The sequence below is a fragment of the Streptomyces sp. NPDC051020 genome (assembly GCF_040683105.1).
Taxonomy (GTDB): Bacteria; Actinomycetota; Actinomycetes; order Streptomycetales; family Streptomycetaceae; genus Streptomyces.
Genome location: NZ_JBFBCG010000028.1, coordinates 49,386 through 73,630 on the forward strand (window position 1 = coordinate 49,386; position 24,245 = coordinate 73,630).

Consider the following 24,245-nt stretch of genomic DNA (forward strand, 5'->3'; position numbering starts at 1 on the left):
TCGGGCGGTCAGCCCCAGAGCACCGTTCCCAGCCACACCCCCGTCACCAGCAGACACGCGAACAGCTCGACGAGTACGGAGTAGCCGGTGGCCCGCATCACCGAACGGAGCGAGGCCCGCGCCGCTCCGCCGCTGCCGAGCCGCAGGCGTTCCGCGCCGTAGATCGCCCCGATGTATCCCAGGATCCCGCCCACCACGGGCACCACGAAAAAGCCCACGATCCCGGCGATCCCGCCCAGCATCAGCGTTTTGCGCGGCGCCCCGGCCTCCTGCGGGCGGCGTGGCCGCAGCAGCGGTTTCAGCGCCTGGTTCAGCAAGAGCAGTGCGGTGGCGCCTATGAGTACGCCCCAGGCGGCCGGGCTCCTGTCGGTGAGCGCCCACCAGAGCACGGCGGCCCAGACGATCGCCTGGCCGGGCACCCCGGGCACCAGCACGCCGACCAGGCCGAGCAGCATGACCAGGCCAACGGCGATGAGCTGCCACACACCCATCTCACCAGCCTGCCGGAGCCCGGCAGGTTCCGCCCGTCAGCAAGGCTCGGGGCGGACGCCGTCGACGCAGCTCAGAGGGGGTGATGAGGCGGTCCCGAAGCCGTGGGGGACCCGACTTGCTCAGGCCCGCGGCGTGCGGGCCACCCAGCCCCGTTCGTACGCGTGCCAGCCCAACTGCAGTCGTGTCGACACCCCGGTCAGCTCCATCAGGCCCTTCACCCGCCGCTGTACGGTCCGCAGTCCCAGCTCCAGCTGTTTCGCCACGCTCGCGTCCGTGAGCCCGGCCAGCAGCAGCGACAGAATTTCCAGATCGGTCGGATCGGGGCCCACGGAGTCCTCGTGAGCCCAGCCGCTCTCGCCCAGCCGCAACGGCATGGCCTCGCGCCACACGGCCTCGAAGAGCCCCATCAGCGACTCCAGCAGCCCGGAGGCATGGACGACCAGTGCCGCGGGCTCGGCACCCCGGCCGGTCAGCGGAACCATCGCCAGCGAGGCGTCGGCGACGACCAGCTTGGTCGGCACCCGGTCGACGACCCGGCACTGTTCGTTCCGGCTCAGGGCCGCCGACAGTTCCAGGATTCCGGACGGCAGGGCGAGTACCTCCCGCTCGAGCACCACCCGGAAGGACACCCCACGGGCCGCCGCCTGCTCCTCGGACTCGTTCTCCATGCCGCTGACGGCGATCGGCTTCCCGGTGACGAGCGCGCACACCTCGCTGGCCGCACCCAGCTGCAACTGGTGGAAGCGGTGCGCCACCGCGCTCGCGCCCGTGACCACCTCGACCAGATCGTGCACGGCGGGCTCGGCCGCATCCGCCCGGTACTCCTCGGCGAGCAGCGCCGCCGCCAGTTCCGCCTGCTCCAGTTCGTGGCGCTGCTGGGTCAGCAGCGCGCCCAGGGCGACCCCCGGCGGCGCCGCCACCCACCGCCCGGTGCGGGCGGACGACTGGGCGGCGAGGCCCTGTTGCTCCAGTCGGCGAAGCGCCCGCTCGGTCTCCGACTCGGGGAGTCCCAGCCGGTGTGCGAGGTCCGAGACCTCCGCTGCGCCCACCGCGACGAGCGCGCGATAGGCGGACTCCTGTCTCCCGTCGAGACCTATGGCTCCCAGCACCCTTGGACCCTCCCCGGACGCGTCAATTCCGCATCGTTCCGCCCTCTTCGGCCGGCCGGTCGTGGCGGAAAACGGCCACGGCGTAAACCCGCCGTGTACATCATCCCTGTAGCGCCCGTCGCCATGCCAATGTGGCGCCCACCGCAGCACCAATAGCCTCCGGAATCAGCCAGCTTGTGCTGTCCTGATCCGTATTCATCTGGGGAGAGCGATGCGCCCGATATCGCGTACGGCACTGGGAGCGGCGACCGCCGCGGTCCTGGCCGTGACCGTGGTCGCACCGTCCGTGGCAGCGCCACCGACGGAGTCCACTTCGAAGAGCCCGCTGGTCGGTAGCGCGGCAGCCGGTGCCGACGCTGTCGCGAAGGGCGGCAAGCCGGTCACCGTCACCCTTGTCACCGGCGACAAGGTCCTGGTGAGGACGGACCGTTCGGGGGCCTCGTCGGCCACCGTGCTGCCCCGCGAGGACGGCACCGTACCCCTCGTACAGACCCGGCAGTCCGGCAAGGACCTGTACGTCTACCCGGACACCGCGACCGAGGCGCTCGCTGCGGGCACGGTCGACGAGGAGCTCTTCAACGTCACCGGACTGATCCGCCAGGGCTACGACGACGCGAGCACCACGTCGCTGCCGTTGATCGCGGTCTACGGCCAGGACCTGGCCCGTTCCGCGCCCACCACCCCGCGCGGCGCCAAGCGCGGAGTCTCCCTCGATGCCATCGACGGCGTCGCGCTCAAGGCGGACAAGGCGAAGGCCGCCGACTTCTGGTCGGACGTCACCCAGAACCGCTCCCGCTCGGCCTCCGGTCTCAAGAAGCTCTGGCTCGACCGCAAGGTCCAGGCAACCCTCGACAAGTCGACGAAGCAGGTCGGCGCCGACCTCGCCTGGGCCGCCGGATACGACGGCAAGGGCACCAAGGTCGCCGTCCTGGACACCGGCGCCGACGCCGAACACCCCGACCTCAAGGGCCGGATCACCGCCTCGAAGAACTTCACCGACTCCGACTCGACCGACGACCGGCAGGGCCATGGCACCCACACCATCTCCACCGTGGGCGGCACCGGCGCGGCCAGCGACGGCAAGAAGAAGGGCGTCGCACCCGGCGCCGACCTGCTCGCCGGCAAGGTCCTCAACGACAGCGGATTCGGTGCCGAGTCCTGGATCATCGCCGGCATGCAGTGGGCCGTCGACCAGAAGGCCGATGTCGTCTCCATGAGCCTCGGGAGCCCGACGCCGACCGACTGCACCGACCCGATGAGCGTCGCCGCCGAACAACTTGCCCAGAGCAGGAACACGTTGTTCGTCATCGCGGCAGGCAACTCCGGCCCGACGCTGAACACCGTCTCCTCCCCGGGCTGCGCCCCCAGCGTGCTGACCGTCGGCGCCGTCGACCGCGACGACTCCACGGCCCAGTTCTCCAGCCGCGGACCCGTGATCGGCTCGCACACCCTCAAGCCCGAGATCTCCGCCCCCGGCGTCGCCATCTCGGCGGCGGCTGCCGGTGGCCGCGGTGTCCACGCGTACCGGACGATGTCCGGTACATCGATGGCCACCCCGCATGTCGCGGGCGCCGCAGCGATCGTGAAGCAGCGTCACCCGGACTGGACCGCACAGCAGATCAAGGCGGCCCTCGTCTCGTCCGCGAAGAGCGACATCCCCGGTGACGTACGGGAGACCGGCGGCGGCCGCCTCGATGTGAAGGCCGCCATCGACACCACCGTCGTCGGTGCCCCCGCCGTCCAGGGCGGCACGTTCAACTGGCCGCAGGACAAGGGCGACCGCACCACGGTCGACGTCCCGTACACCAACTCCGGCACCGAGCCGGTGAAGCTGTCGCTGAAGGTCCAGGGCGTCACCGGTAACGACGGCTCGGCCGTCCGCTCCTCCGTCGCGAAGCTCGACGCGAGCAGTGTCACCGTCCCGGCCGGAGCCACCGTCAAGGTCCCGCTGCAGATCGACCCGACCGCGCAGCTGAAGGCCGCCCAGTACGGTGATGTCACCGGGCGTGTGCTGGCCACCGGCGCCGACGGCGTCAAGGTCTCCACCCCGTTCTCGCTGTACGTCGGCGCGGAGACCGTCACCCTGCGGGTCAAGCTGGTCGACCGCACCGGCAAGCCCGCCGCGGGCTCCTCCTCGCTGGACGTCATCGGCACCGACACCGCCAGTGGTGAGCGCCGCTTCAACGACGGCTCGGCCGACCAGGTGTACCAGGTCCGCCCCGGCGCCTACTTCGTCTCCAGCTTCATCATGTCGCCGGACCTGAAGGACGCCACCGGCAGGCTTGTCGAGTCCGTCGGATACCTGGCGCGCCCGCAGCTGAACGTCACCAAGGACACCACCCTGGTGCTGGACGCCCGCAAGGCTCACCAGATCCAGGTAAAGACGGAGGACCGCGCGTCCGAGAGCCGTTCCACGACCCTCGCCTTCGGCCGCAGCTGGGACGATGTCTGGCTGCACTCGGGCTCGATCACCGGCACCCGCATCGTCAAGAACTACCTGGTCGACATCCAGGGCAGGGCGAGCGACGGTGACTTCGAGTTCGACAGCGCCTGGCGTGCGTACGCCCCGCAGATCGAGGAGTTCTCGGTCGTCGGCGGCGCCGAACTGCACCCAGTGCTCGCGAGCACCGGCTCCGTCAACCTCGACGGTTCCGGCGAGGCCGCGCTCGTCGACGCGGGCACCGGCACCCCCGCCGAGCTGAAGGCCGCCGATGTCACGGGCAAGATCGCCCTGGTGAAGGTCACCGACGACGGATCCATGAGCACCCAGGCGCGGAACGCCAAGGCCGCCGGAGCAAAGGCGATCATCGTGCACCGGCCGTCCGCGGGCCTCTGGCAGCCGAACGCCGGCTTCGGTTCGGCGCCGCTGCCCACCCTCGCCGTCGAAGCGAGTGAGGCCGCCGGCCTGAACGCCGCCCTGGCCGCCGGCCCCGTGAAGCTGCGCTGGAAGGGCACTGCCGCCAGCCCGTTCGTCTACAACCTGAGCTTCCCCGAGACCGGACCGGTCACCTCGGACCGGACGTACAAGGTCCGTGACAGCAAGCTCGGCATGTCCACCGCCACGTACGAAGCGATGGGCGTCGCGGCCGACTACATCGACACGATGATCATCGACCGGCCGTACGGTGGGCGCTACTCGGCCGCCTTCGACACCGTCGCCGTCCCCGGAAAGCGCACCGAGTACTACTCGGCGGGCGACACCGGCTGGGAGCGGTACCTCTCCTCCAGCTTCCCCTGGGGCGAGTTCATGGTCGACCCGGCTCGTACCTACGCGTCCGGCTCGGAGCGTACGGAGAACTGGTACCGGGGGATCGTCGGCCCGTCCACTCCGCGTGACGCGCAGGGCAAGGAAGTGCTCGCCGCCGAGCGTCAGGACAACCTGATCGGCGTCGCCCCGGGCTTCTGGGCGGACAGCGAACACGCCGGTCTCCAGGGTTCCTTCGGAGATGTGGGCAACATGAGGCTCACCAGCGGTGGCAAGGTGCTCGGCGAGTCCGGGTGGCCGTCCGGGGTGTTCACCGTCCCGGCCGAGGACGCGGCGTACGAACTCACCATGCAGACTGCCAAGTTCGGTCAGCCCGCTGCCGTGTGGAAGCGGTCCACCCAGACCGAGACCACCTGGAAGTTCCGTTCGAAGCGGGACGAGAACGCGTACTCTCAGGGTATTCCGCTGCTGTTCCCGGGCTACGACCTGGACACCGACGGGCTCAAGACCCTTGCGGCGAAGGACGGTCAGACGATCGGCCTGAGCGTCACCGGCCACGCCGGCTACACGCCCGGCAAGCTGACCTCGGCAAAGGTCTCGTACTCGTACGACGGTGGAACGACCTGGATCCAGGCCGCCACCGCGCAGCAGGACGGGCGTTGGACCGCGACCGTGAACCACGCGGGTGCAGCCGGCAAGCCGGTCACTCTGAAGACGGAACTGACGGACGACAACGGCAACTCCGTCATCCAGACCGTGAACGACGCGTACGCCGTGCGTTGATCATGCCCTGACCGGTCCGCCGGGCGACCTTCCCGTGGGGGGTGGGGTCGTCCGGCGGACCTCTTTTTTTCTGATGACCCGTTTCCGTATGCCCCGCGGGTGGACAATAAGGGCATGAGCCAGCAGGGGGAGAGGCCCGCCGCCCACGAGGACGACTGGTGGCGCAGGCTGTACGACGAAACCGCCGCGGATGCCAGGGTGAGCAGCGCGGCCGACAGTCTCGACGACCGCTTCGACTCGGCTTCGGCGGCTGTGGGTGCGGCGGGGCCCGGCGCGGGCGCCGCCTTTCCGGAACCACCCCACGTGGCGCCCGCCGACGGTCCGCCCGTGCCGCCTCCGCCGCCGGCTGTACCTCCGCCTTCGTCTGCACCTCCGCCTCCGCCTTTGCCGGCACCGGAATCTCCGCCGCCGCCTCCTCCCATGCAATCCGTGCAGGCGCGTGCGCCGTGGGAACCGCCGGTCGGCCCCACGCGGCCGAGCACGTTCGCCACACCGCCGCCGGCCAAGCCGCCATCCGTTGCCGAAGCGCCGCCGGTCCCTCCGCCGCCCCCTGTCGCAGCGCCGACGACAGCCTCCGTTCCGCCGCTCCCGCGACGGCAGGTCTCCGCGAAGCCGAAGGCGGCCGGGGCGGGACCGACCACTCCGCTCCCGGCCGCACCCATCCCCGGGACGGCTCCCGAACCCCCTCCCGCCCTCGCGGCCCGCCCCGGCCTCTCGTACGTAGGCGACCGTCCGCCCACCTACGACGCCGAGCCGACCGCTCTCCCCGCCACCGTCCCCCAGGAACTGGACGGACTCGTCGCCGACACCGTGCTCGACGGCGCCCGGTACGGGACGTACACGCTGCGCGCCGCCTCCGTGCGTGGCGACTCCGCCCGGTTCCGGGGAGAGCCCCGGCGTGACGCCCTGCTCACCGTGCGGTTCGGTGCCGCCGAGAACGCCCTTGTGCTCGTCGCCGTCGCCAGCGGCGCCCGTGCCACCGAGGGTGCCCATCTCGCGGCCGCAGACGCCTGCCGCTGGATCGGCGGAGCCGTCGGCCGCAGCCACCTGCGGCTCTCCGAGGACATAAGAGCCGGCCGCCGCGGCGACCTCAAATCCGGTCTGCACCGACTCACCGACCGCGGCTACGGCAAACTCCGCGCCCGCGCCGTCGAGCGGGGGCTCGAACCGGAGGAGTACACCGCGGGGCTGCGGTGTCTGCTGCTGTCGGCCGATCCCGCCTGCCGGACCCGGGTCTTCTTCGGGGTGGGCGGCGGGGGGCTCTTCCGGCTGCGGGACGGCGTCTGGCAAGACCTGGAACCGGACGTCCCGGATGCCGGGGCCATGACCGGGCAGGCCGTCGTCGGCTTCGGGTCCGCGTCCCCCGAGAGCAGGGCGGACGGGGACCTGCTGACCATGGACCTGGGGATCGCGACGCCCCCGTCCCCGTACGTCGAGAGCCCGCCACCGCCACCCGCGCCGCCGTTCCGGTTCCGTGCCTCGGTAGCCCGCCCGGGGGACACGCTGCTCCTGTGCAGTACCGGTCTCGCCGAGCCGCTGCGCGGCGAACCCGCCTTCGCCGAGGAGCTCGCCGAACGCTGGACGCCCCAGGAGCCGCCCGGCCTGGCGGCGTTCCTCGCGGACACCCAGCTCAGGGTGAAGGGGTACGCCGACGACCGTACGAGTGTCGGCGTCTGGGAGGCGTAAGGGCACGCGCCGTGGGTTGATGGATTCCTACCGCGGAGAGGATACGCACCCATGGCCAAGCAGAACGTGTCGGAGCAGTTCGTCGACATTCTCGTCCGGGCGGGCGTCAAGCGCCTGTACGGCGTCGTCGGCGACAGCCTCAACCCGGTCGTCGACGCCGTTCGCCGCAACGCGGCCATCGAGTGGATCCAGGTCAGACACGAGGAGACCGCCGCCTTCGCCGCCGGCGCCGAGGCCCAGATCACCGGGACCCTGGCCGCCTGCGCGGGTTCCTGCGGCCCCGGCAATCTGCACCTCATCAACGGCCTCTACGACGCCCATCGCTCGATGGCCCCCGTCCTCGCCCTTGCCTCGCACATCCCTTCGAGCGAGATCGGTCTCGGCTACTTCCAGGAGACCCATCCGGGGCTGCTCTTCCAGGAGTGCAGCCACTACAACGAGATGATCTCCAACCCGCAGCAGATGCCCAGGCTGCTCCAGACCGCGATCCAGCACGCGATCGGACGCGGCGGGGTCAGCGTCGTCTCGATGCCGGGCGACATCGCCTCCCGGCCGGCGCCGGAGAAGTCGATCGAGCACGCCCTGGTCACCGCGCGGCCGACGGTCCGGCCCGGTGACGAGGAGATCGAGAAGCTCTGCCGGATGGTCGACGGGGCGAAGCGGGTGACCCTGTTCTGCGGGAGCGGCACGGCGGGCGCGCACGCCGAGGTCATGGCGTTCGCCGAGCGGGTGAAGGCCCCCGTCGGTCACGCGCTGCGCGGCAAGGAGTGGATCCAGTACGACAATCCGTACGACGTCGGCATGAGCGGACTGCTCGGCTACGGCGCCGCGTACGAGGCGACCAACGAGTGTGATCTGCTGATCCTGCTCGGCACCGACTTCCCGTACAACGCCTTTCTGCCTACCGATGTGAAGATCGTCCAGGTCGATGTGCGCCCCGAGAACCTCGGCCGCCGATCCAAGCTGGATCTGGCGATCTGGGGCGATGTCCGTGAGACGCTGCGCTGTCTGACGCCGCAGGTGAAGGTCAAGACCGACCGCAAGTTCCTCGACCGGATGCTGAAGAAGCACGCCGACGCGCTGGAGGGCGTGGTCAAGGCGTACACCCGCAAGGTTGAGAAGCACATCCCTATCCATCCCGAGTACGTCGCCTCGGTGCTCGACGAACTTGCCGACGACGACGCGGTGTTCACCGTCGACACCGGCATGTGCAATGTGTGGGCAGCCCGCTATCTCACCCCCAACGGCAAGCGCCGGGTGATCGGTTCGTTCAGCCACGGCTCGATGGCCAACGCGCTGCCGCAGGCGATCGGCGCCCAGTTCGTCGACCGGAGCAGGCAGGTCGTGTCGATGTCCGGCGATGGCGGATTCACCATGCTGATGGGCGACTTCCTCACCCTGGTCCAGTACAACCTTCCCGTGAAAGTGGTTCTGTTCAACAACTCATCGCTCTCCATGGTCGAGTTGGAGATGCTGGTCGCGGGGCTGCCGTCGTTCGGTACGACCAACAAGAACCCGGACTTCGCGGCGATCGCCCGGGCCGCCGGGGCGTACGGCGTACGGGTGGAGAGGCCCAAGCAGCTCGAAAGCGCCCTCAAGGACGCCTTCAAGCACAAGGGGCCGGCCCTGGTCGATGTCGTCACCGACCCCAACGCGCTCTCCATCCCGCCGAAGATCAGCGCGGAGATGGTGACCGGCTTCGCGCTCTCCGCGAGCAAGATCGTGCTGGACGGCGGCGTGGGCCGGATGCTTCAGATGGCCCGCTCCAACCTGCGGAACGTGCCACGCCCCTGACGGCCTCCCGTCGCTCAGGCCGGAGTCAGTCGCACCGTCAGGATCTGGAACGGCCGCAGCGCCAGGACGAGACCGTGCTCATCGGTGGCTGCCTCGTTCAGGGGTCGTTCCAGCAGGTCGGTGATCTGTGCCCGCACGACGGGGAAGCCGACCCGGAGCGTGGCCTCCGCCCGGCCGCCTGCCGACTCGTACAGCCGGACGACCACATCGCCGCTTCGGTCCTCGGCGAGCTTCACCGACTCCACGGTCACCGCCGGATGCCCGGTGGTGACCAGCGACGGCACGGCCGGGGCCACTGCCGCGCGCAGCGGCAGATTGAGTGCGAGCCCCTCGCGTACCGCGTCCGAGACCTCCGCCCCGGGCGCCAGCGCGTACCGGAACCGGTGCGTGCCGAGGTCGGTCTCCGGATCCGGGCTGTGCGGGGCGCGCAGCAGCGTCAGCCGTACGGTCGTGGCGAGCCCCGACCCGTGCGGGGTCCGGGTCACGTCGTGCCCGTACGTGGAGTCGTTGAGCACCGCGATCCCGTATCCCGGTTCGGCGACCCGCAGACAGCGGTGCGCACAGATCTCGAAACGCGCCGCGTCCCAGCCGGTGTTGTCGTGCGTGGCGCGGTGGATGTGCCCGAACTGGATCTCGGACGTGGACCGTTCGGCATGCACATCGAGCGGGAAGGCGGCCTTGAGGACCTTCTCCGACTCCTGCCAGTCCACCTCGGTGTCGATGTCGATCTGCCTGCTGCCCGCCGCCAGCCGGATCTCCTGCACGATCCGCGACCTGCCGAACGAGCGCACCACGCGTACGGCCGCGCGCAGCGGTCCCTCCTCGACCAGCTCGACCGAATCGGCATCGGTCAGATCGGTGCGGGACCGGCGGTAGTGCCGGTCGATGTCCCAGGCGTCCCAGTGGTTGGGGTGGTCCGGGTGCAGCTGAAGGAGGTTGGCCCGGTGACCAGGGGCGAGGACCTCACGCCGCGCGCCGACGTCACGGACGGCGGCGATCAGCCCGTCGCGGTCGACGGTGAAGCGCAGCAGGCCGTTGTCGAGGACGAATCCGTCGTCCGAGGTGCGGCCCGCCGTGACTTCGTGTTCGGGCACCGCTGACCCGTCGAGCAGTCCTGCGCCCAGTCCCGGCGCTTCGGCGAGCACCGCCGTGCGCCGGTCGGCCAGCTGCTGGACATGGGCACCGGACGGCAGCACCGCGCTCGCCTCCGCGTCCAGCTCCATCACCTGACGTCGGTCGTACGGAGAGGAGTTGAGCGCCACCAGCCCCTCTGCGGCGCCGAGCGCGGTCACCGCCTCGGCCACCAGGTCGGCCAGCTCCGTCCGCACCTGTTCGTAGGTGTCGCGGGCCTCGCGGTGCACCCAGGCGATCGACGAGCCGGGCAGGATGTCATGGAACTGATGCAGCAGGACCGTCTTCCACACCCGGTCCAGCGTCTCGTACGGATAGGCGTACCCGGGCGCCCGAAGTGCTGCCGCCGTTGCCCACAACTCAGCCTCCCGCAGCAGGTGTTCACTGCGACGGTTGCCCTGCTTGGTCTTGGCCTGGGTGGTGTACGTCGCCCGGTGCAGCTCCAGATAGAGCTCGCCGGACCAGACCGGGGCCTGCTCGGCGTATTCCTCCTCCGCCGCCACGAAGAACGCCGACGGCCTCTCGATCGTGACCCGCGGAGAACCCTCCAGATCGCGGAGCCGCCGCGCCTTCTCCAGCATCTCGCGGGTCGGACCGCCGCCGCCGTCGCCCCAGCCGAACGGCACCAGCGAGCGGGTCGCCCGCCCCTTCTCGGCGAAGTTCTGCTCCGCATGGGCGAGTTCATGGGCGTGGAAGTGCGCGTTGTACGTGTCGACGGGCGGGAAATGGGTGAAGACCCTGGTCCCGTCGATGCCCTCCCACCAGAAGGTGTGGTGCGGCATCTTGTTGGTCTGGTTCCAGGAGAGCTTCTGCGTCAGGAACCACCTCACCCCTGCCAGTGCGGCGAGTTGCGGGAATGCCGCCGTGTAGCCGAAGGAATCCGGCAACCAGATCTCCTCCGTCTCCACGCCCAGCTCCTCCTGGAAGAAACGCTTTCCGTGCACGATCTGCCGCGCCAGCGCCTCACCACCCGGCATATTGGCGTCGGACTCCACCCACATCGAACCGACGGGCGCCCACTGTCCGTCCGCCACCGCCTGCTTGATCCGCTCCCAGATGTGCGGCTGATGGTCACGCACCCAGGCGTACTGCTGGGCCTGCGAACAGGCGAAAACCAGCTCCGGATAGTCCTGGGCGAGCGCGGTGACATTGGCGAACGTGCGCGAGGCCTTCCGTACCGCCTCGCGCAGCGGCCACAGCCACGCCGAGTCGATGTGTGCATGACCGGCGGCCGAGATCCGGTGCGCGCTCGCCGACGCGGGGCGGGCGAGTGCCTCGGCGAGCTCGGTCCGGGCTCCGGACGCCGTGCCCGCCACATCGTGAAGATCCAGTGCGTCGAGCATCCGCTCCAGCGCCCGCAGGATCTCGTGCCGTCGTGACCGGTCGGCGGGCAGTTCATGCATCAGCTCCGACAACACCTCGATGTCCAGGACGAGATGCCAGACCTCCTCGTCCAGTACGGCGAGGTCCGCGGAGACGAACCGATACAGGGGCCGGTCGCCCGCCGTGAGGACGTCCCCGAGCGGGGTCGGCGCGAAGCCGTGCTCCAGTACGGCCGGGTTGGCCGCCGCCTCCAGCAGCAAGGAGACCGGCTCACCGCCCGACGCCGCGGTCGCGACCCTCAGATGGCGATTGCGGGGGTGGATGCCCTTGAGCGGTACCCCCTCCGTGTCGTAGAGCATCCCCTCTGCCTGGAAGCCTGGACCCTGACCGGAGAATCCTGGGTCGACGACCACCTCGACGTGGCGCCCCGCCCACGCCTCGGGCACTGTGCCCTCCAGCCTGAACCAGCTGGTCGACCAGGGCCTGCCCCACTCCGTGCCGGCCCGGAACGGCTCGTACGTCCTTTGCATCGCCTCCGCCACCGGAACCGGTTCGCCCGGCGCGTGCCACACGGAGAGGGCGAGCGGGGACCGGTCTGCGTACTGGGCGGGGCGGATGAATTGCTGGAGGGCGCGCTCCAGGCGGCCCTCCACCAGCGTGCGGTCGTCGTGCATCACGGCTCCTCGGGATCAGCGCTTCGGGGTGTCCATGGCTCCACTTCCCCGGCGGCGGAACAGGCACCCCTGCGAGCGGCGCGAGGGGGTGACGGCTGCTCAACTGAGCCTGTGCGCACCGTTGGCGACCCTGTGGCAATGTCACATGTTGCCGGGGCAGAGCGTCGCCGCGGCACTCTGGTCACCACTGTGCGGCTGGACACCCCGGCCGGACTCGTCAGCGTCGACGTCCGGGTGCGGTGATCCCGCTCACCCATGTGCCGGTCGGTCTTACCTCAGCCGTAGTGTGCCGGGCGCCGTTCCGCTCGTCAGAGCGTCCACGAGCAGGTCGAACAGTGTCGGTCCCCGCCCAGCCAGGGCGTCGTCGAGCCGTCGCTGGACCGCGGGTCGGTTGGTGGGGTGCACCCGGCTCAGGCTCTGTCGCAGATACCGCGCTGTCTCCTCGTGGCCCAGGGCCTGTGCGGAAAGAGCGTGGTCCCGCCACTCGAAGACGAAGTCACCGTCGTCCGGAGTGCCCATCCCGCCGCTGAGACAGTCCGCGAAGGCGTCGAAGTTGCGGCCGAAGTAGCCGCCGGGACCATTCACCGCCTCGCCGATCACCTGCCAGAATCGCTCCAGGCCGGTGACTTCGGAGCCGTCGATCACATAGGTCACGGTCATGGGCGCAGGGTAACTCCCCGGTGGTCCGGGGATCCGCGCCGCAGGTGGGGGGCTACGGCGCGGATCGGACCGGAGGGGTCGGTCTGGCATGTGTGGGCCGCCGGGACTCAGCAGCCGTGGTCGACGAGGTCGAACGTCGCGTAGTGGTCGGCGGTGTAGTAGTCCTCCTGGGATGCCTCGCCCGTCACGATCCGCCGCGCGCCGCGGGTCGGGGAGCCCGGGGTGATGACCGTGTACTCGTGGTAGTAGCCGGTGTTCCGGCTGGGCAGCACGCCTTCACGATTGCGGAAGACGACGCCGTCCTGCGAGTAGGGGAACGGTCCGTTCGCCTCGATCAGATCGAGGGTGTCGTGCGCTTGGGACGGCAGGTCCGAGTAGCAGATGCTGCCGACCGACGTGGCCGCGGCGGTGGGGGACGCCGTGACCGGACCGCCGACGAAGAGGACGGACAGGAGGGCGGCGACGCCGCCGAGCATGGTGATCCGTGGGGGGATTCGCATGTCCACCATGATGACGCGCGTAGACATGGCCACGTCAACGTCAACGCGTGTGAAGGTTTTGGAAGTTCACCGGAGCGGTGCGCATGCACCAGCCGTGTGTCACGCGAATCCGGAGTGCGCCCGCCCCCTGTGCGCATATTGATGGGCCGACAAGCGTGGCAGCCTCTGTGCGGGGCATGCATCCCGGGAGGATGTTCGACGAGAGGGGGGGCGATCGACTGTGCGCGCGGGGGAGACGATGGAGCGTCAGTACGATGTTCAGCTGCACCGCAGACTGGCTCGCACCGACCTGTCGGCCGTGGCCGAAGTGCGGTGTGCACTACGGGAGTTCCTACGACATCGATGGCAGGAGGATTCCGCCGAAGTGGCGGAGCTCTTGCTCAGCGAACTGGTGACCAACGCACTGGTCCACACGGATCACGGAGCGCTCGTCACCGTGAAGGTGACACCGGCGACGCTACGCGTCGAGGTCCGGGACTTTGTCACCGGACTGACCATGTCGTGCGTACCGAACGCCGACGACGCTACGCACGGCAGGGGACTGGTCCTGGTGCATGCTCTCGCGGACGCCTGGGAAGTGACGGCGCACGCGCTGGGCAAGGTGGTCTGGTTCGAGCTGGACGGCGAAAAGCCCTGAGAGCCCGGAAGGGACCGGGCCGTCAGGGCCTTTCGTGACGGATCAGCCGAACTGCTGCTCCAGGTCCTTCAGTTTCCGCTCCAGCGAATCGAGCCGGGGCAGAGCCTGGGTGTCGTCCTCGGCGGTGAGGTCGACGGTCAGCGGTTCAGTGGAGTTCCGGTCCGAGGCGCTGGAGCCCGGACCCGTCACGGCCTGCAGGGATGGCCGGGGGCGCAAGGGCAGTTGTCCCGGCTCGGATATGGCGGGCTCCATGACGGACTGCGCAGAGACCGTCGAGGGGGCGATGGCCTGGACGTCCACCTGGGTGCCGCCCCGGCCGACCCGGCGCCAGGCCCGGTTCTGCCGGTTCAGCGCCTTGATGTGGGCCCGGTCCAGCTTCTCCTGGTCCTTCCTGCGGAGACGGCGCTGCTCCTTCTCCCGCCGGTCCTCGCGTACCTCCTCGACCGCTTCGTCCAGGGTGCGTACGCCCTCCAGCAGCATCAGTGACCAGGCGCCGAAGGTCTCACGGGGGGCGCGCAGCCACCGTACGATCCGGATCTGCGGCAGCGGACGGGGCACCAGGCCCTGCTCACGCAGTGCGGCCCGGCGGGTCTGCTTCAGCGCCCGGTCGAAGAGCACGGCTGCCGAGAGCGACATCCCCGCGAAGAAGTGCGGAGCGCCCGCGTGGTCGATTCCGCGAGGTGCGTGCACCCAGTTGAACCAGGCGGCCGCGCCGGCGAACGTCCATACGAGCAGCCGTGATCCGAGCGCCGCGTCACCGTGGCTGGCCTCGCGCACTGCGAGTACGGAACAGAACATCGCGGCCCCGTCGAGGCCGAACGGAACGAGATACTCCCAGCCCCCGGAGAGGCCGAGGTTCTGCTCGCCGAAGCCGACGAGCCCATGGAAGGAGAGGGCGGCCGCGACCGCCGCGCAGCAGAACAGCAGGACGTACGAGGCGGTGGCATACAGCGCCTCCTTGCGTCTGCGACGTTCCTCGCTGCGTTCCCAGCTGTCGTCGGCTGCGGAATTGTCAGTGGCGCGCTTACCGCGTGCGACCACCGCCACCGCCGCCAGGACCCCCACGAGCAGCACGGCGCCCGGAAGCAGCCAATTCAGCGATATGTCGGTCAGTCTCATGCGCGGTCCCTTGCATCGCGTAGGGCATTTCGGGCGCCATGATTGCCGAAACCCCGTCACGCTCAGGGGGTTTCGGGGCAAGAGAACGCCATTGGGTTGGCAGGGCATACGGATAGCCGGGATCTGATCGAATATCCGTACGCGGCCAGTGATCTGCGTTCGAATAGTACTACTCGTACGAGCGGTGTGGATCAGTGAGTGGGTGTCAGTTTCCGTACCCGCTCCGCGTCACAGGTGCGCGGGCAGGTGACGCACGAGTCCTCGGGGCGCAGCGTGTAGAAGAGACAGCAGCTCGCCCGGTCGCGGGTGGGCAGTGACTCGCCGTTCGGCCCGGTCAGTTCACGGAAGCCCGCCGAGCCGACGTACGGCTTCGTGGCGCCCGGCAGGAGCTCCTCCAGCTCGGTCATCGCGCGCCGCTCCTCGCCGAGCAGATGGGCGATGTACCAGAGGCCCTCGACGACCTCGTCCGTCGCCATGCCCCACAACGCCCGCCTGCCCCGCCGCATCCGTGGTCCGAAGCCGTCCAGCACCGGGCCGATGTGGTCGGCCACGGCGGCGAGCACTTCGGCCCGCAGGGCCGCCTCGTCCGGGACCACCCGGGCGCCCGGCAGCTTGGCTGCCGGATCGTCCGGAAGGCAGGCGAACTCCCTCACGCGGACGGTCAGATGGCCCAGTGCCCGCTGGAACGCCACGTCCCCGACGGGGATCCGGGGCACCCGCCGGTGCAGGAACCACGGCACCGTCACCAGGAGACAGGCCGGCCAGGCGTACCGGTGCAGTCCGAAGCTGGCGACCACATCGGGCCGGGGCTGTTGCCCGTAGTCCCGTAGCACCTGCGCGTGGTCCCGGGCGAGGAAGGCGTCGAGCGCGGCACCACCCGCCGCGAGCTCGTCCGCACCCACCCAGCCGGCACCGTGAGGGGTGGCCTCGTCGTCCGCGAGCGCCTCCGCGCGCAGTCCGGGGAAGACCTCGGCCAGGCGTGTGTACGCGCCCGTCACGGCGGACGCGGTGGTGCCGGGAAGCAGGGTGGGGAGGGTCATGCAGGGACCACCGAATCGCGATCGTTTGCAGGTAAGCCTTACCTTACCCGAACCGTTCGGTGTTTGAGCTGTGGCGCCGTCCGCTTATCGTGCACAACGGGCATGGCGCATGCGAGCCGGCCCACGGCCGGCCGAGGAGGTCCGAGTGGAGCAGGGCAGAGCGCGTGAGCAGGCGCGGGCGCCGTACACGTCCGCCGCGTCCTCGTCCGCGGCCACGCCGCCGTCGGTACCGTCCGTCCGGATGCCGGACCAGGCGCGCGGTAGTCAGCCATGTGCCGAGCGGGCCGGTGCCGAGCGGGTGCGTGGTGAGCACACCCACAGCGAGCCGCCCGCGCCCCGCGTCGTGGTGCAGCGGCACTCCGTGCGCGGCCAGATCCTGGACGCCCTGCGCGCCGCCCTCGTCGACGGCGAGCTGTTGCCCGGGCAGGTCTACTCCGCCCCGGTGCTCGGCGCCCGCTTCGGCGTGTCGGCGACGCCCGTCCGTGAGGCGATGCAGCAGCTGGTGATCGAGGGCGCCGTCGAGGTCGTGCCGAACCGCGGCTTCCGGGTCGCCGAGCGCGGCCCGCAGGAGCTCGCCGAACTGGCCGAGGTGCGCGCCCTGATCGAGGTGCCCGTCATGCTGCGGCTGGCCCGCACCGTGGAGCAGGCCCGCTGGGGCGCCCTGCGTCCGCTGGCCGAGGCCACCGTCGCGGCCGCCGCGGTGGGGGACCGGGCGAGCTACGCCGAGTCCGACCGCGCCTTCCACTGTGCGGTCCTCGCGCTCTCCGGCAACCAGCAGCTCGTGATGGTCGCCGACGATCTGCACCGGCGCTCCCAGTGGCCCCTGGAGCACAACCCGGCCACCCGCCGCGCCGATCTGCTCGCCGACGCCGCGGAGCACACCGCGCTGCTCGACGCGCTGATTGCCCAGGATCTCGCCGTCGTGCAGTCGCTCGTACGCGAACACTTCGCGGGCGCGGACCGCTGACACCACGGTCGGGGCCGCCGACGAGGAGGCTCGCACCGCCGAAGTCCCCGGTGACCTCGCCCCGGCGCGACACTAGCGGGCAGGACGGAAAGCCCGCCGCCGCGGTGCCGCTGAACCCGAACCGTGGCCCGAACCCACCGCCCGCACCGCCGCGTCCGACGCCGACCCCCGAACGGAGCGACGTGGGACGGCAGCCCGGTGATCCGGTCGAGGACCGTACCTGACGGACCTTTGCGGCGGACCCGTGCTCAGTTCGCCTCGGCCGTTCCGGGGGCCGGCGGCTCCAGGTGTGGGGCCAGCCAGGTCGGTACGCCCCCCAGAAGGCGGAAGAGGCGCCCCGCCTCGGCGCGCAGCCGCGCCGCCGCCTCCGGTTCCGGTTCGGTGTCCGCCAGAGCGATGAGCGCCGGGGCCGTGCCGATCAGATAGCCCAGCTCCTCCCTTATCCGCAGCGATTCGGCGAACCCGTGCCGGGCCTCGGCCAGTTCGCCCTCGCGCAGCGACAGCAGCGCCAGGTGACGCCACGTCGAGGAGAGCAGCAGCTCGTCGCCCTGGGCCGTGGCCCCGGCGTGCGCCCTGCGGTACGCGGCACGGGCGGCCTGCGGCGAGTCGGCGATGTTCTGCGCGATCAGGCCGCGGCGGAAGTCGAGCAGCGGGCGGCCCGGGGCCGCGGGGGAGAGCAGGGCGGCGGACCGGCTCAGCGCGACCCGAGCCTCGTCGGCCCGGTCCCGTACCCCGAGGAGGGTCGACGCGTATGCCAGATGGCCGCGTTCGCAGGCAGCGGCGCCCCGCTCGGCGTCGTCGTGGGCGAGGGCCTCGGCGGTGCGCAGGGCGTCCTCGGCGTCGGTCCAGCCGTCGCCGGTGTACAGACAGCGTTCGATCAGCAGAGCCGTCCGCTGGAGTGCCGCGGCCGGATCGGTCGTGGCGTCGCGTTCGAGCAGAGCGGCGGCGTCCGACCAGCAGGCGCGTGACCGCAGCCGCCATACCGCTGTCTGGAGCGGCGGATCGTCATCTGCTGTCGTTCCGGAACCAGACATGGCGGTATGCGCCACATTGCCCTCCCCGAGCGCGCCATTGAGCTGTTGAGGACCCGTCCTCGAACCGGGGTCCGACCCGGGCTCGACGACAGGCATTGAGTCTGGCGGCATCTCAGCACGGAATGGCACGCCGGGCCAAGGGGTCAGGTGAATGAATTCACAATCGGCCGGTCGCGGGGAGAGCTGTGGTAGACGCGAGGAGTCAGCTCATACGCAGGGCGAGGAAGAAATCGAGCTTGTCCTCGAGGCGCGAAAGGTCACGCCCCGTCAACTGCTCGATTCGCCCGACCCGGTAGCGCAAGGTGTTGACGTGCAGATGCAGTCGGGCCGCGCAGCGGGTCCAGGAACCGTCGCAGTCCAGGAACGCTCCCAGGGTCGGGATCAGTTCGGCCCGGTGGCGCCGGTCGTAGTCGCGCAGCGGGTCGAGCAGCCGTGCGGTGAACGCGCGGCGCACATCGTCCGGGACGAACGGCAGCAGCAGGACGTGTGAGGCGAGCTCGTGGTGGCCGGCCGCGCAGACCCGGCCCGGACGGGCCGCCGCCACCCGGCGGGCGTGCCGGGCCTCCTCCAGGGCGCCGCGCAGCCCTTCGGGGGAGTGCACCGCGGCGCTGACACCCAGTGTCAGGCGGCCGTCGTCGGCGAGGCCTGCGGAGAGCGGTTCGCTGACGGCGGCGAGCAGCGCGTCGGCGCGCAGCGCCGGGTCGTCCTCGGCGCCGGCCGCGGCGTCCGTGAGATCCGGCACCGGTGCGGCGGCAGCAGGCAGCGGTACGAGGGCGACCGCCTCGTCGCCCATGTGCGCGACCGCGATCCGGTCGGCGGAGTCGGGGCCGGTGACCGCCGGGTCGACCAGGATCTCCTCCAGCAGCGCCTGGGCGACGGGGCTGCCCGCGATGCCGGATGTGCCCGCGCCGCCCGTGGAGCCCGGCGCGCGCTCGACGTCCCAGTCGACCCGGGCGACGACGATCTGCCAGTGCGGGGCGGTGCCGAGGCCGGGCAGCAGGACCGGGGCCGCGACCCGCAGCCTGGCCGCGATCTCGGTGGGCGCGGCACCCGTCTGGACCAGCTCCAGGACCTCCTGGGCGAGCCTGCGGCGTACCGTGCGGGCCGCGTCGCGCCGGTCCCGTTCGACCGCGATCAGCTGGGTGACGCCCTGGAGCAGATCCAGCCGGGCAGCCGGCCAGTCGCTCGCGTCGGCCTCCACCGCGAGCAGCCAGTCGGAGAGGAACGACTCGCGGACATCGCGGGACGCGGGAGCGGCACTCCTGCCGGTGTTCCGGATCGGGAACAGCGAATACGTGGTGCCGTCGACGGTGGCCCGGTGCGGACCCCGGCGGCCGGTGCGGGTGGCGGCCAGATGCCGGCCGGCCAGCACCGCGCCGACCGGGCCGGGCAGCGGCGCACCGGCGCCCGCGATCTGCCGGCCGGTGGGAGAGAGCACCCAGGCGTGCAGATCGAGGTCCGAGCCGAGCAGATCGAGGACCACCTCCGGGCCGCCGCCGGCCGGGCCCGAGGTCATCAGCCTGCGGTGCCGGTCCACGACCGCTGCCAGGTCGCCCGCCCGCTCGCCGGACACCTGGCGCACCACATGCTCGGTGATCGTTGCGAACGCGACGTTCTCATGGACGGCGAAGAGGGGGAGCCGGTGCCGCGCGCACGCCTCGACCAGATCGTCGGGGATGTCACCGAGCTCCGCCTCGCCGGCCGCGAGTCCGGCGACCCCGGCGCCCGCCAGGATCCGTACGAACGGCTCCGAGTCCGCCGCGTCCCGGCGCCACGCCAGGCCCGTCAGGACCAGCTCCCCGCCGGCCAGGTAGCGGCTCGGGTCCCGCAGGTCGGTGGTCATGACGCCGCGGACGGACCGGTCGAGCTCGTCCTCGCCACTGAGCAGCCGCAAGCCCAGCGCATCGGTTTCCAGCAGTGCGCGCAGCCGCATCTCGTTGCCGCCGATCTCTTTCGTTGGTGCGGGTGAAAACTGGGTAGTGCGGTGAGGTTACTGATCCCCGCTATTCGTTCGAATCTACAAGACGAGGACGGAGACCAGCCAACTCCTTCATGGTTTCGGTGACTGCACCGTGTGGAGTCCCGGTTGTGTACTGGGTCACACATCGCGTCAACAGCGCATGAACAAGCCGATCGAGGGCCGGCCGTCCCCAGCCCCAGCGAACGCGACCCGAATGAGAAGAAGAGAGCCACTCATGGACTTCCTTCGCCCCGCCAGCTGGGAGGAGGCGCTCGCCGCCAAGGCCGAGCACCCGACGGCTGTGCCCATTGCGGGCGGCACCGATGTGATGGTCGAGATCAACTTCGACCACCGGCGGCCCGAGTACCTCCTGGACCTGAACCGCATCGGTGAGCTGACCGAGTGGGAGGTGGGCCAGGAGACGGTGCGGCTCGGCGCCTCCGTGCCGTACAGCGACATCATGGAGCACCTGCGGGCCGAGCTGCCCGGGCTGGCGCTCGCCTCGCACACCGTCGCATCCCCGCAGATCCGCAACCGCGGAGGCGTCGGCGGCAACCTGGGTACCGCCTCGCCCGCCGGTGACGCCCACCCGGCCCTGCTCGCCGCGGGCGCCGAGGTCGAGGCCGAGTCCGTACGCGGAACCCGGATGATCCCGATCGACGCCTTCTACACCGGCGTCAAGCGCAACGCCCTCGAACCGGACGAGCTGATCCGGGCCGTGCACATCAAGAAGGCCGACGGGCCGCAGCAGTACTCCAAGGTCGGCACCCGCAACGCGATGGTCATCGCGGTCTGTGCCTTCGGCCTGGCCCTGCACCCGAAGACCCGCACGGTCCGTACCGGCATCGGTTCCGCCGCCCCGACACCCATCCGGGCGAAGGAGGCCGAGGAATTTCTGAACGCCGCGCTCGAAGAGGGCGGGTTCTGGGACAGCCGCACGATCATCACACCGTCCATCGCCGCGCAGTTCGCCACGCTCGCCGCCGGCGCCTGCAACCCGATCGACGATGTGCGCGGCACCGCCAACTACCGCAGGCACGCGGTGGGGATCATGGCCCGCCGCACCCTCGGCTGGACCTGGGAGTCGTACCGCGGCAACGGCCGCAGCACCGAAGGAGCTGCCTGATCATGCGCGTCAATTTCACGGTCAACGGCCGTAAGCAGGAGGCCGACGACGTCTGGGAGGGCGAGTCCCTCCTCTACGTGCTGCGCGAGCGGATGGGCCTGCCCGGTTCCAAGAACGCCTGCGAGCAAGGCGAATGCGGCTCCTGCACGGTCCGCCTGGACGGCGTCCTGGTCTGTGCCTGTCTGGTCGCCGCAGGTCAGGTGGAGGGCCGCGAGGTCGTCACCGTGGAGGGGCTCGCCGACTTCGCCGCCCACCGCTCCGAGGCGCACCCCGGCAGCGGCTGTGCCTCCGGCGCCTGCGGGACCACGCTCGACCAGGCCCGCCGGTGGGAGGCCAAGCCGACCGGAGAGCAGCCCCGCGACACCGGCGAACTCTCCCCGATCCAACAGGCGTTCATCGACGCGGGCGCCGTCCAGTGCGGCTTCTGCACCCCCGGTCTGCTCGTCGCCGCCGATGAGTTGCTGGAGCGCAACCCGGAGCCGTCCGACGCGGACATCCGCGAGGCGCTCTCCGGCAACCTCTGCCGCTGCACCGGCTACGAGAAGATCCTCGACGCGGTCCGCCTCGCGGCCGCCCGCGCGGAAGAAACGGTCTGACGATGGGCGTTACCGGCTCCCCCACGAACATCAACCAGGGCACCCGCGCCAAGGGAGGCATCGGCGAGTCCACGCTCCGCCCCGACGGCATCCTGAAGGTCACCGGCGAGTTCGCCTACTCCTCGGACATGTGGCACGAGGACATGCTCTGGGGCCACACGCTGCGCTCCACGGTCGCGCATGCCGAGATCGTCTCGATCGACACCTCCGAGGCGCTCGCCACCTCCGGCGTCTATGCCGTGCTCACCTATGACGACCTGCCGACCTCGGTGAAGAACTACGGCCTGGAGATCCAGGACACCCCCGTTCTCGCCCACGGCAAGGTCCGTCACCACGGCGAACCGGTGGCGCTCGTCGCCGCCGACCACCCGGAGACCGCCCGCCGCGCCGCTGCGAAGATCAGGATCGATTACCGCGAGCTGCCCGTCATCACCGACGAGGCGTCCGCCACCGCCCCCGACGCGATCCTCATCCACGAGGGCCGGACCGACCACCACGCCGGGCACGTCCCGCACCCGAACATCGTCCACCGCCAGCCCATCGTCCGCGGCGACGCGGACGCGGCAGCGGCCCGCGCCGATGTGATCGTCAGCGGCGAGTACGTCTTCGGCATGCAGGACCAGGCCTTCCTCGGCCCCGAGTCCGGCCTGGCCGTCCCCGCCGAGGACGGCGGCGTCGATCTGTACGTCGCCACGCAGTGGCTGCACTCCGACCTCCGCCAGATCGCCCCCGTCCTCGGCCTGCCCGAGGACAAGGTCCGCATGACGCTCTCCGGCGTCGGCGGCGCCTTCGGCGGCCGCGAGGACCTGTCGATGCAGATCCACGCCTGCCTGCTGGCGCTCCGCACCGGCAAGCCGGTCAAGATCGTCTACAACCGGTTCGAGTCCTTCTTCGGACACGTCCACCGCCACCCCGCGAAGCTCTGGTACGAGCACGGCGCGACCCGCGACGGCAAACTCACCCACATGAAGTGCCGCATCGTGCTGGACGGCGGCGCCTACGCCTCCGCCTCCCCGGCCGTCGTCGGTAACGCCTCCTCGCTCTCCGTCGGCCCGTACGTCATCGACGACGTCGACATCGAAGCGATCGCGCTCTACACGAACAACCCGCCGTGCGGCGCCATGCGCGGCTTCGGCGCGGTCCAGGCGTGCTTCGCGTACGAGGCGCAGATGGACAAGCTCGCGGCCGAACTGGGTATGGATCCGGTCGAGTTCAGGCAGCTCAACGCCATGGAGCAGGGCACCCTCCTGCCGACCGGGCAGGTCGTCGACTCACCGGCACCGGTCGCCGAGCTGCTGCGCCGGGTCAAGGCAAGGCCGCTGCCGCCCGAGCGCCAGTGGGAGGTCGCCGGCGAGCAGGCCGACGTACGGGCGCTGCCCGGCGGCCTGTCCAACACCACCCACGGCGAAGGCGTCGTACGCGGCATCGGCTACGCGGTCGGCATCAAGAACGTCGGCTTCTCCGAGGGCTTCGACGACTACTCGACCGCCCGGGTCCGCATGGAGGTCGTCGGCGGCGAACCGGTCGCCACCGTGCACACCGCGATGGCGGAGGTCGGACAGGGCGGCGTCACCGTCCACGCCCAGATCGCCCGCACCGAGCTCGGTGTCTCCCAGGTCACCATCCACCCGGCCGACACCCAGGTCGGCTCGGCCGGATCCACCTCGGCCTCCCGGCAGACATACGTCACCGGTGGCGCCGTGAAGCACTCCTGCGAGGCCGTCCGTGAGAAGGTCCTGGAGATCGGCCGCCGCAAGTTCGGTACGTACCACCCCGCCTGGGCCACCGCCGAGCTGCTCCTCGAAGACGGAAAGGTCGTCACCGACGGCGGCGAGGTGCTCGCCGATCTGGTCGACGTACTGGAGGACGAGGCGGTCGACATCGAGCTGGAGTGGCGCCACCGGCCCACCGAGGCGTTCGACCTGCGCACCGGCCAGGGCAACGGCCACGTCCAGTACTCCTTCGCCGCGCACCGCGCGGTCGTCGAGGTCGACACCGAGCTCGGCCTGGTCAAGGTCATCGAACTGGCCTGCGCCCAGGACGTCGGCAAGGCCCTCAACCCGCTGTCCGTCGAAGGACAGATCCAGGGCGGCACCACCCAGGGCCTGGGCGTCGCCGTCATGGAGGAGATCATCGTCGACCCGAAGACCGCGAAGGTACGCAACCCGTCCTTCACGGACTACCTGATCCCCACCATCCTCGACACGCCGACCATCCCGGTCGATGTGCTCGAACTCGCCGACGACCACGCCCCGTACGGGCTCCGTGGCGTCGGCGAGGCCCCGACCCTGTCGTCGACCCCGGCCGTTCTCGCGGCGATCCGGAACGCGACGGGTCTGGAGCTGAACAGGACACCGGTGCGCCCCGAGCACCTCACCGGCACCTGACCGACGGCTCCCGCCGAACTCT

At 70.7% G+C, this 24,245-nt stretch carries 17 protein-coding genes; 8 read left to right on the forward strand and 9 right to left on the reverse strand.

Annotated elements, in window-relative coordinates:
• Positions 1 to 8: 8 nt before the first annotated feature.
• Positions 9 to 491: a DUF456 domain-containing protein gene (locus AB0N06_RS17450; protein ID WP_366135545.1), complete on the reverse strand. Its 483-nt coding sequence runs from the start codon at positions 489 to 491 to the stop codon at positions 9 to 11.
• A 120-nt stretch (positions 492 to 611) separates the two neighbouring features.
• Positions 612 to 1,601 carry a helix-turn-helix domain-containing protein gene (locus AB0N06_RS17455; protein WP_366135546.1) on the reverse strand — a complete coding sequence of 330 codons (990 nt, stop codon included), beginning with the start codon at positions 1,599 to 1,601 and terminating at the stop codon, positions 612 to 614.
• 211 nt (positions 1,602 to 1,812) lie between these two features.
• Here AB0N06_RS17455 and AB0N06_RS17460 point away from each other — a divergent pair, with 211 nt between their 5' ends.
• From AB0N06_RS17460 to AB0N06_RS17470, 3 genes are all read left to right on the forward strand, one after another.
• Complete coding sequence (locus AB0N06_RS17460) at positions 1,813 to 5,589, forward strand: S8 family serine peptidase (RefSeq protein ID WP_366135547.1); 3,777 nt, start codon at positions 1,813 to 1,815, stop codon at positions 5,587 to 5,589.
• 114 nt (positions 5,590 to 5,703) lie between these two features.
• A complete protein-coding gene (locus AB0N06_RS17465; RefSeq protein WP_366135548.1) occupies positions 5,704 to 7,275 on the forward strand; it encodes a protein phosphatase 2C domain-containing protein in 1,572 nt (523 codons plus the stop codon).
• A 51-nt stretch (positions 7,276 to 7,326) separates the two neighbouring features.
• Entirely contained in the window at positions 7,327 to 9,069 is a 1,743-nt protein-coding gene (locus AB0N06_RS17470; protein WP_366135549.1) for a pyruvate dehydrogenase, read from the forward strand.
• Positions 9,070 to 9,083: 14 nt separating this feature from the next.
• On the opposite strand, the gene AB0N06_RS17475 is transcribed toward AB0N06_RS17470, so the two are convergent.
• The 3 genes from AB0N06_RS17475 to AB0N06_RS17485 all read right to left on the reverse strand — a co-directional run bounded on the left by AB0N06_RS17475 (position 9,084) and on the right by AB0N06_RS17485 (position 13,357).
• Positions 9,084 to 12,197, reverse strand: a complete 3,114-nt coding sequence (locus AB0N06_RS17475; RefSeq protein ID WP_366135550.1) for a glycoside hydrolase family 38 C-terminal domain-containing protein — start codon at positions 12,195 to 12,197, stop codon at positions 9,084 to 9,086.
• A gap of 270 nt (positions 12,198 to 12,467) precedes the next feature.
• Positions 12,468 to 12,857: a barstar family protein gene (locus AB0N06_RS17480; protein ID WP_366135551.1), complete on the reverse strand. Its 390-nt coding sequence runs from the start codon at positions 12,855 to 12,857 to the stop codon at positions 12,468 to 12,470.
• Between the two features lie 107 nt (positions 12,858 to 12,964).
• Positions 12,965 to 13,357, reverse strand: a complete 393-nt coding sequence (locus tag AB0N06_RS17485) for a ribonuclease domain-containing protein (RefSeq protein WP_366135552.1) — start codon at positions 13,355 to 13,357, stop codon at positions 12,965 to 12,967.
• Between the two features lie 274 nt (positions 13,358 to 13,631).
• On the opposite strand from AB0N06_RS17485, the gene AB0N06_RS17490 reads away from it, so the two are divergent.
• Positions 13,632 to 13,994 (forward strand): ATP-binding protein, encoded by a 363-nt coding sequence (locus AB0N06_RS17490; RefSeq protein WP_366135580.1) that lies wholly within the window; start codon positions 13,632 to 13,634, stop codon positions 13,992 to 13,994.
• Positions 13,995 to 14,036: 42 nt separating this feature from the next.
• Here AB0N06_RS17490 and AB0N06_RS17495 read toward each other — a convergent pair whose 3' ends face one another.
• Both AB0N06_RS17495 and AB0N06_RS17500 read right to left on the reverse strand, forming a co-directional pair.
• Positions 14,037 to 15,113, reverse strand: a complete 1,077-nt coding sequence (locus AB0N06_RS17495) for a DUF2637 domain-containing protein (protein ID WP_366135553.1) — start codon at positions 15,111 to 15,113, stop codon at positions 14,037 to 14,039.
• 191 nt (positions 15,114 to 15,304) lie between these two features.
• Positions 15,305 to 16,153 carry a (2Fe-2S)-binding protein gene (locus AB0N06_RS17500; RefSeq protein ID WP_366135554.1) on the reverse strand — a complete coding sequence of 283 codons (849 nt, stop codon included), beginning with the start codon at positions 16,151 to 16,153 and terminating at the stop codon, positions 15,305 to 15,307.
• A gap of 145 nt (positions 16,154 to 16,298) precedes the next feature.
• On the opposite strand from AB0N06_RS17500, the gene AB0N06_RS17505 reads away from it, so the two are divergent.
• Complete coding sequence (locus AB0N06_RS17505; RefSeq protein ID WP_366135555.1) at positions 16,299 to 17,120, forward strand: GntR family transcriptional regulator; 822 nt, start codon at positions 16,299 to 16,301, stop codon at positions 17,118 to 17,120.
• 248 nt (positions 17,121 to 17,368) lie between these two features.
• Here the strand turns inward: AB0N06_RS17505 and AB0N06_RS17510 are convergent, their stop codons facing one another.
• Together AB0N06_RS17510 and AB0N06_RS17515 are read right to left on the reverse strand one after the other, a co-directional pair.
• Positions 17,369 to 18,154 carry a hypothetical protein gene (locus AB0N06_RS17510; RefSeq protein ID WP_366135556.1) on the reverse strand — a complete coding sequence of 262 codons (786 nt, stop codon included), beginning with the start codon at positions 18,152 to 18,154 and terminating at the stop codon, positions 17,369 to 17,371.
• Positions 18,155 to 18,356: 202 nt separating this feature from the next.
• Positions 18,357 to 20,087 (reverse strand): PucR family transcriptional regulator ligand-binding domain-containing protein, encoded by a 1,731-nt coding sequence (locus tag AB0N06_RS17515; RefSeq protein WP_366135557.1) that lies wholly within the window; start codon positions 20,085 to 20,087, stop codon positions 18,357 to 18,359.
• A gap of 262 nt (positions 20,088 to 20,349) precedes the next feature.
• Between AB0N06_RS17515 and AB0N06_RS17520 the strand changes: the two genes are divergently transcribed.
• The 3 genes from AB0N06_RS17520 to pucD are packed head-to-tail and all read left to right on the forward strand — an operon-like array spanning position 20,350 to position 24,223.
• Positions 20,350 to 21,240 carry a xanthine dehydrogenase family protein subunit M gene (locus AB0N06_RS17520; RefSeq protein ID WP_366135558.1) on the forward strand — a complete coding sequence of 297 codons (891 nt, stop codon included), beginning with the start codon at positions 20,350 to 20,352 and terminating at the stop codon, positions 21,238 to 21,240.
• Between the two features lie 2 nt (positions 21,241 to 21,242).
• Positions 21,243 to 21,836 (forward strand): (2Fe-2S)-binding protein, encoded by a 594-nt coding sequence (locus tag AB0N06_RS17525; protein ID WP_366135559.1) that lies wholly within the window; start codon positions 21,243 to 21,245, stop codon positions 21,834 to 21,836.
• Positions 21,837 to 21,838: 2 nt separating this feature from the next.
• Positions 21,839 to 24,223 (forward strand): xanthine dehydrogenase subunit D, encoded by a 2,385-nt coding sequence (gene pucD / locus AB0N06_RS17530; RefSeq protein ID WP_366135561.1) that lies wholly within the window; start codon positions 21,839 to 21,841, stop codon positions 24,221 to 24,223.
• Positions 24,224 to 24,245: the final 22 nt, after the last annotated feature.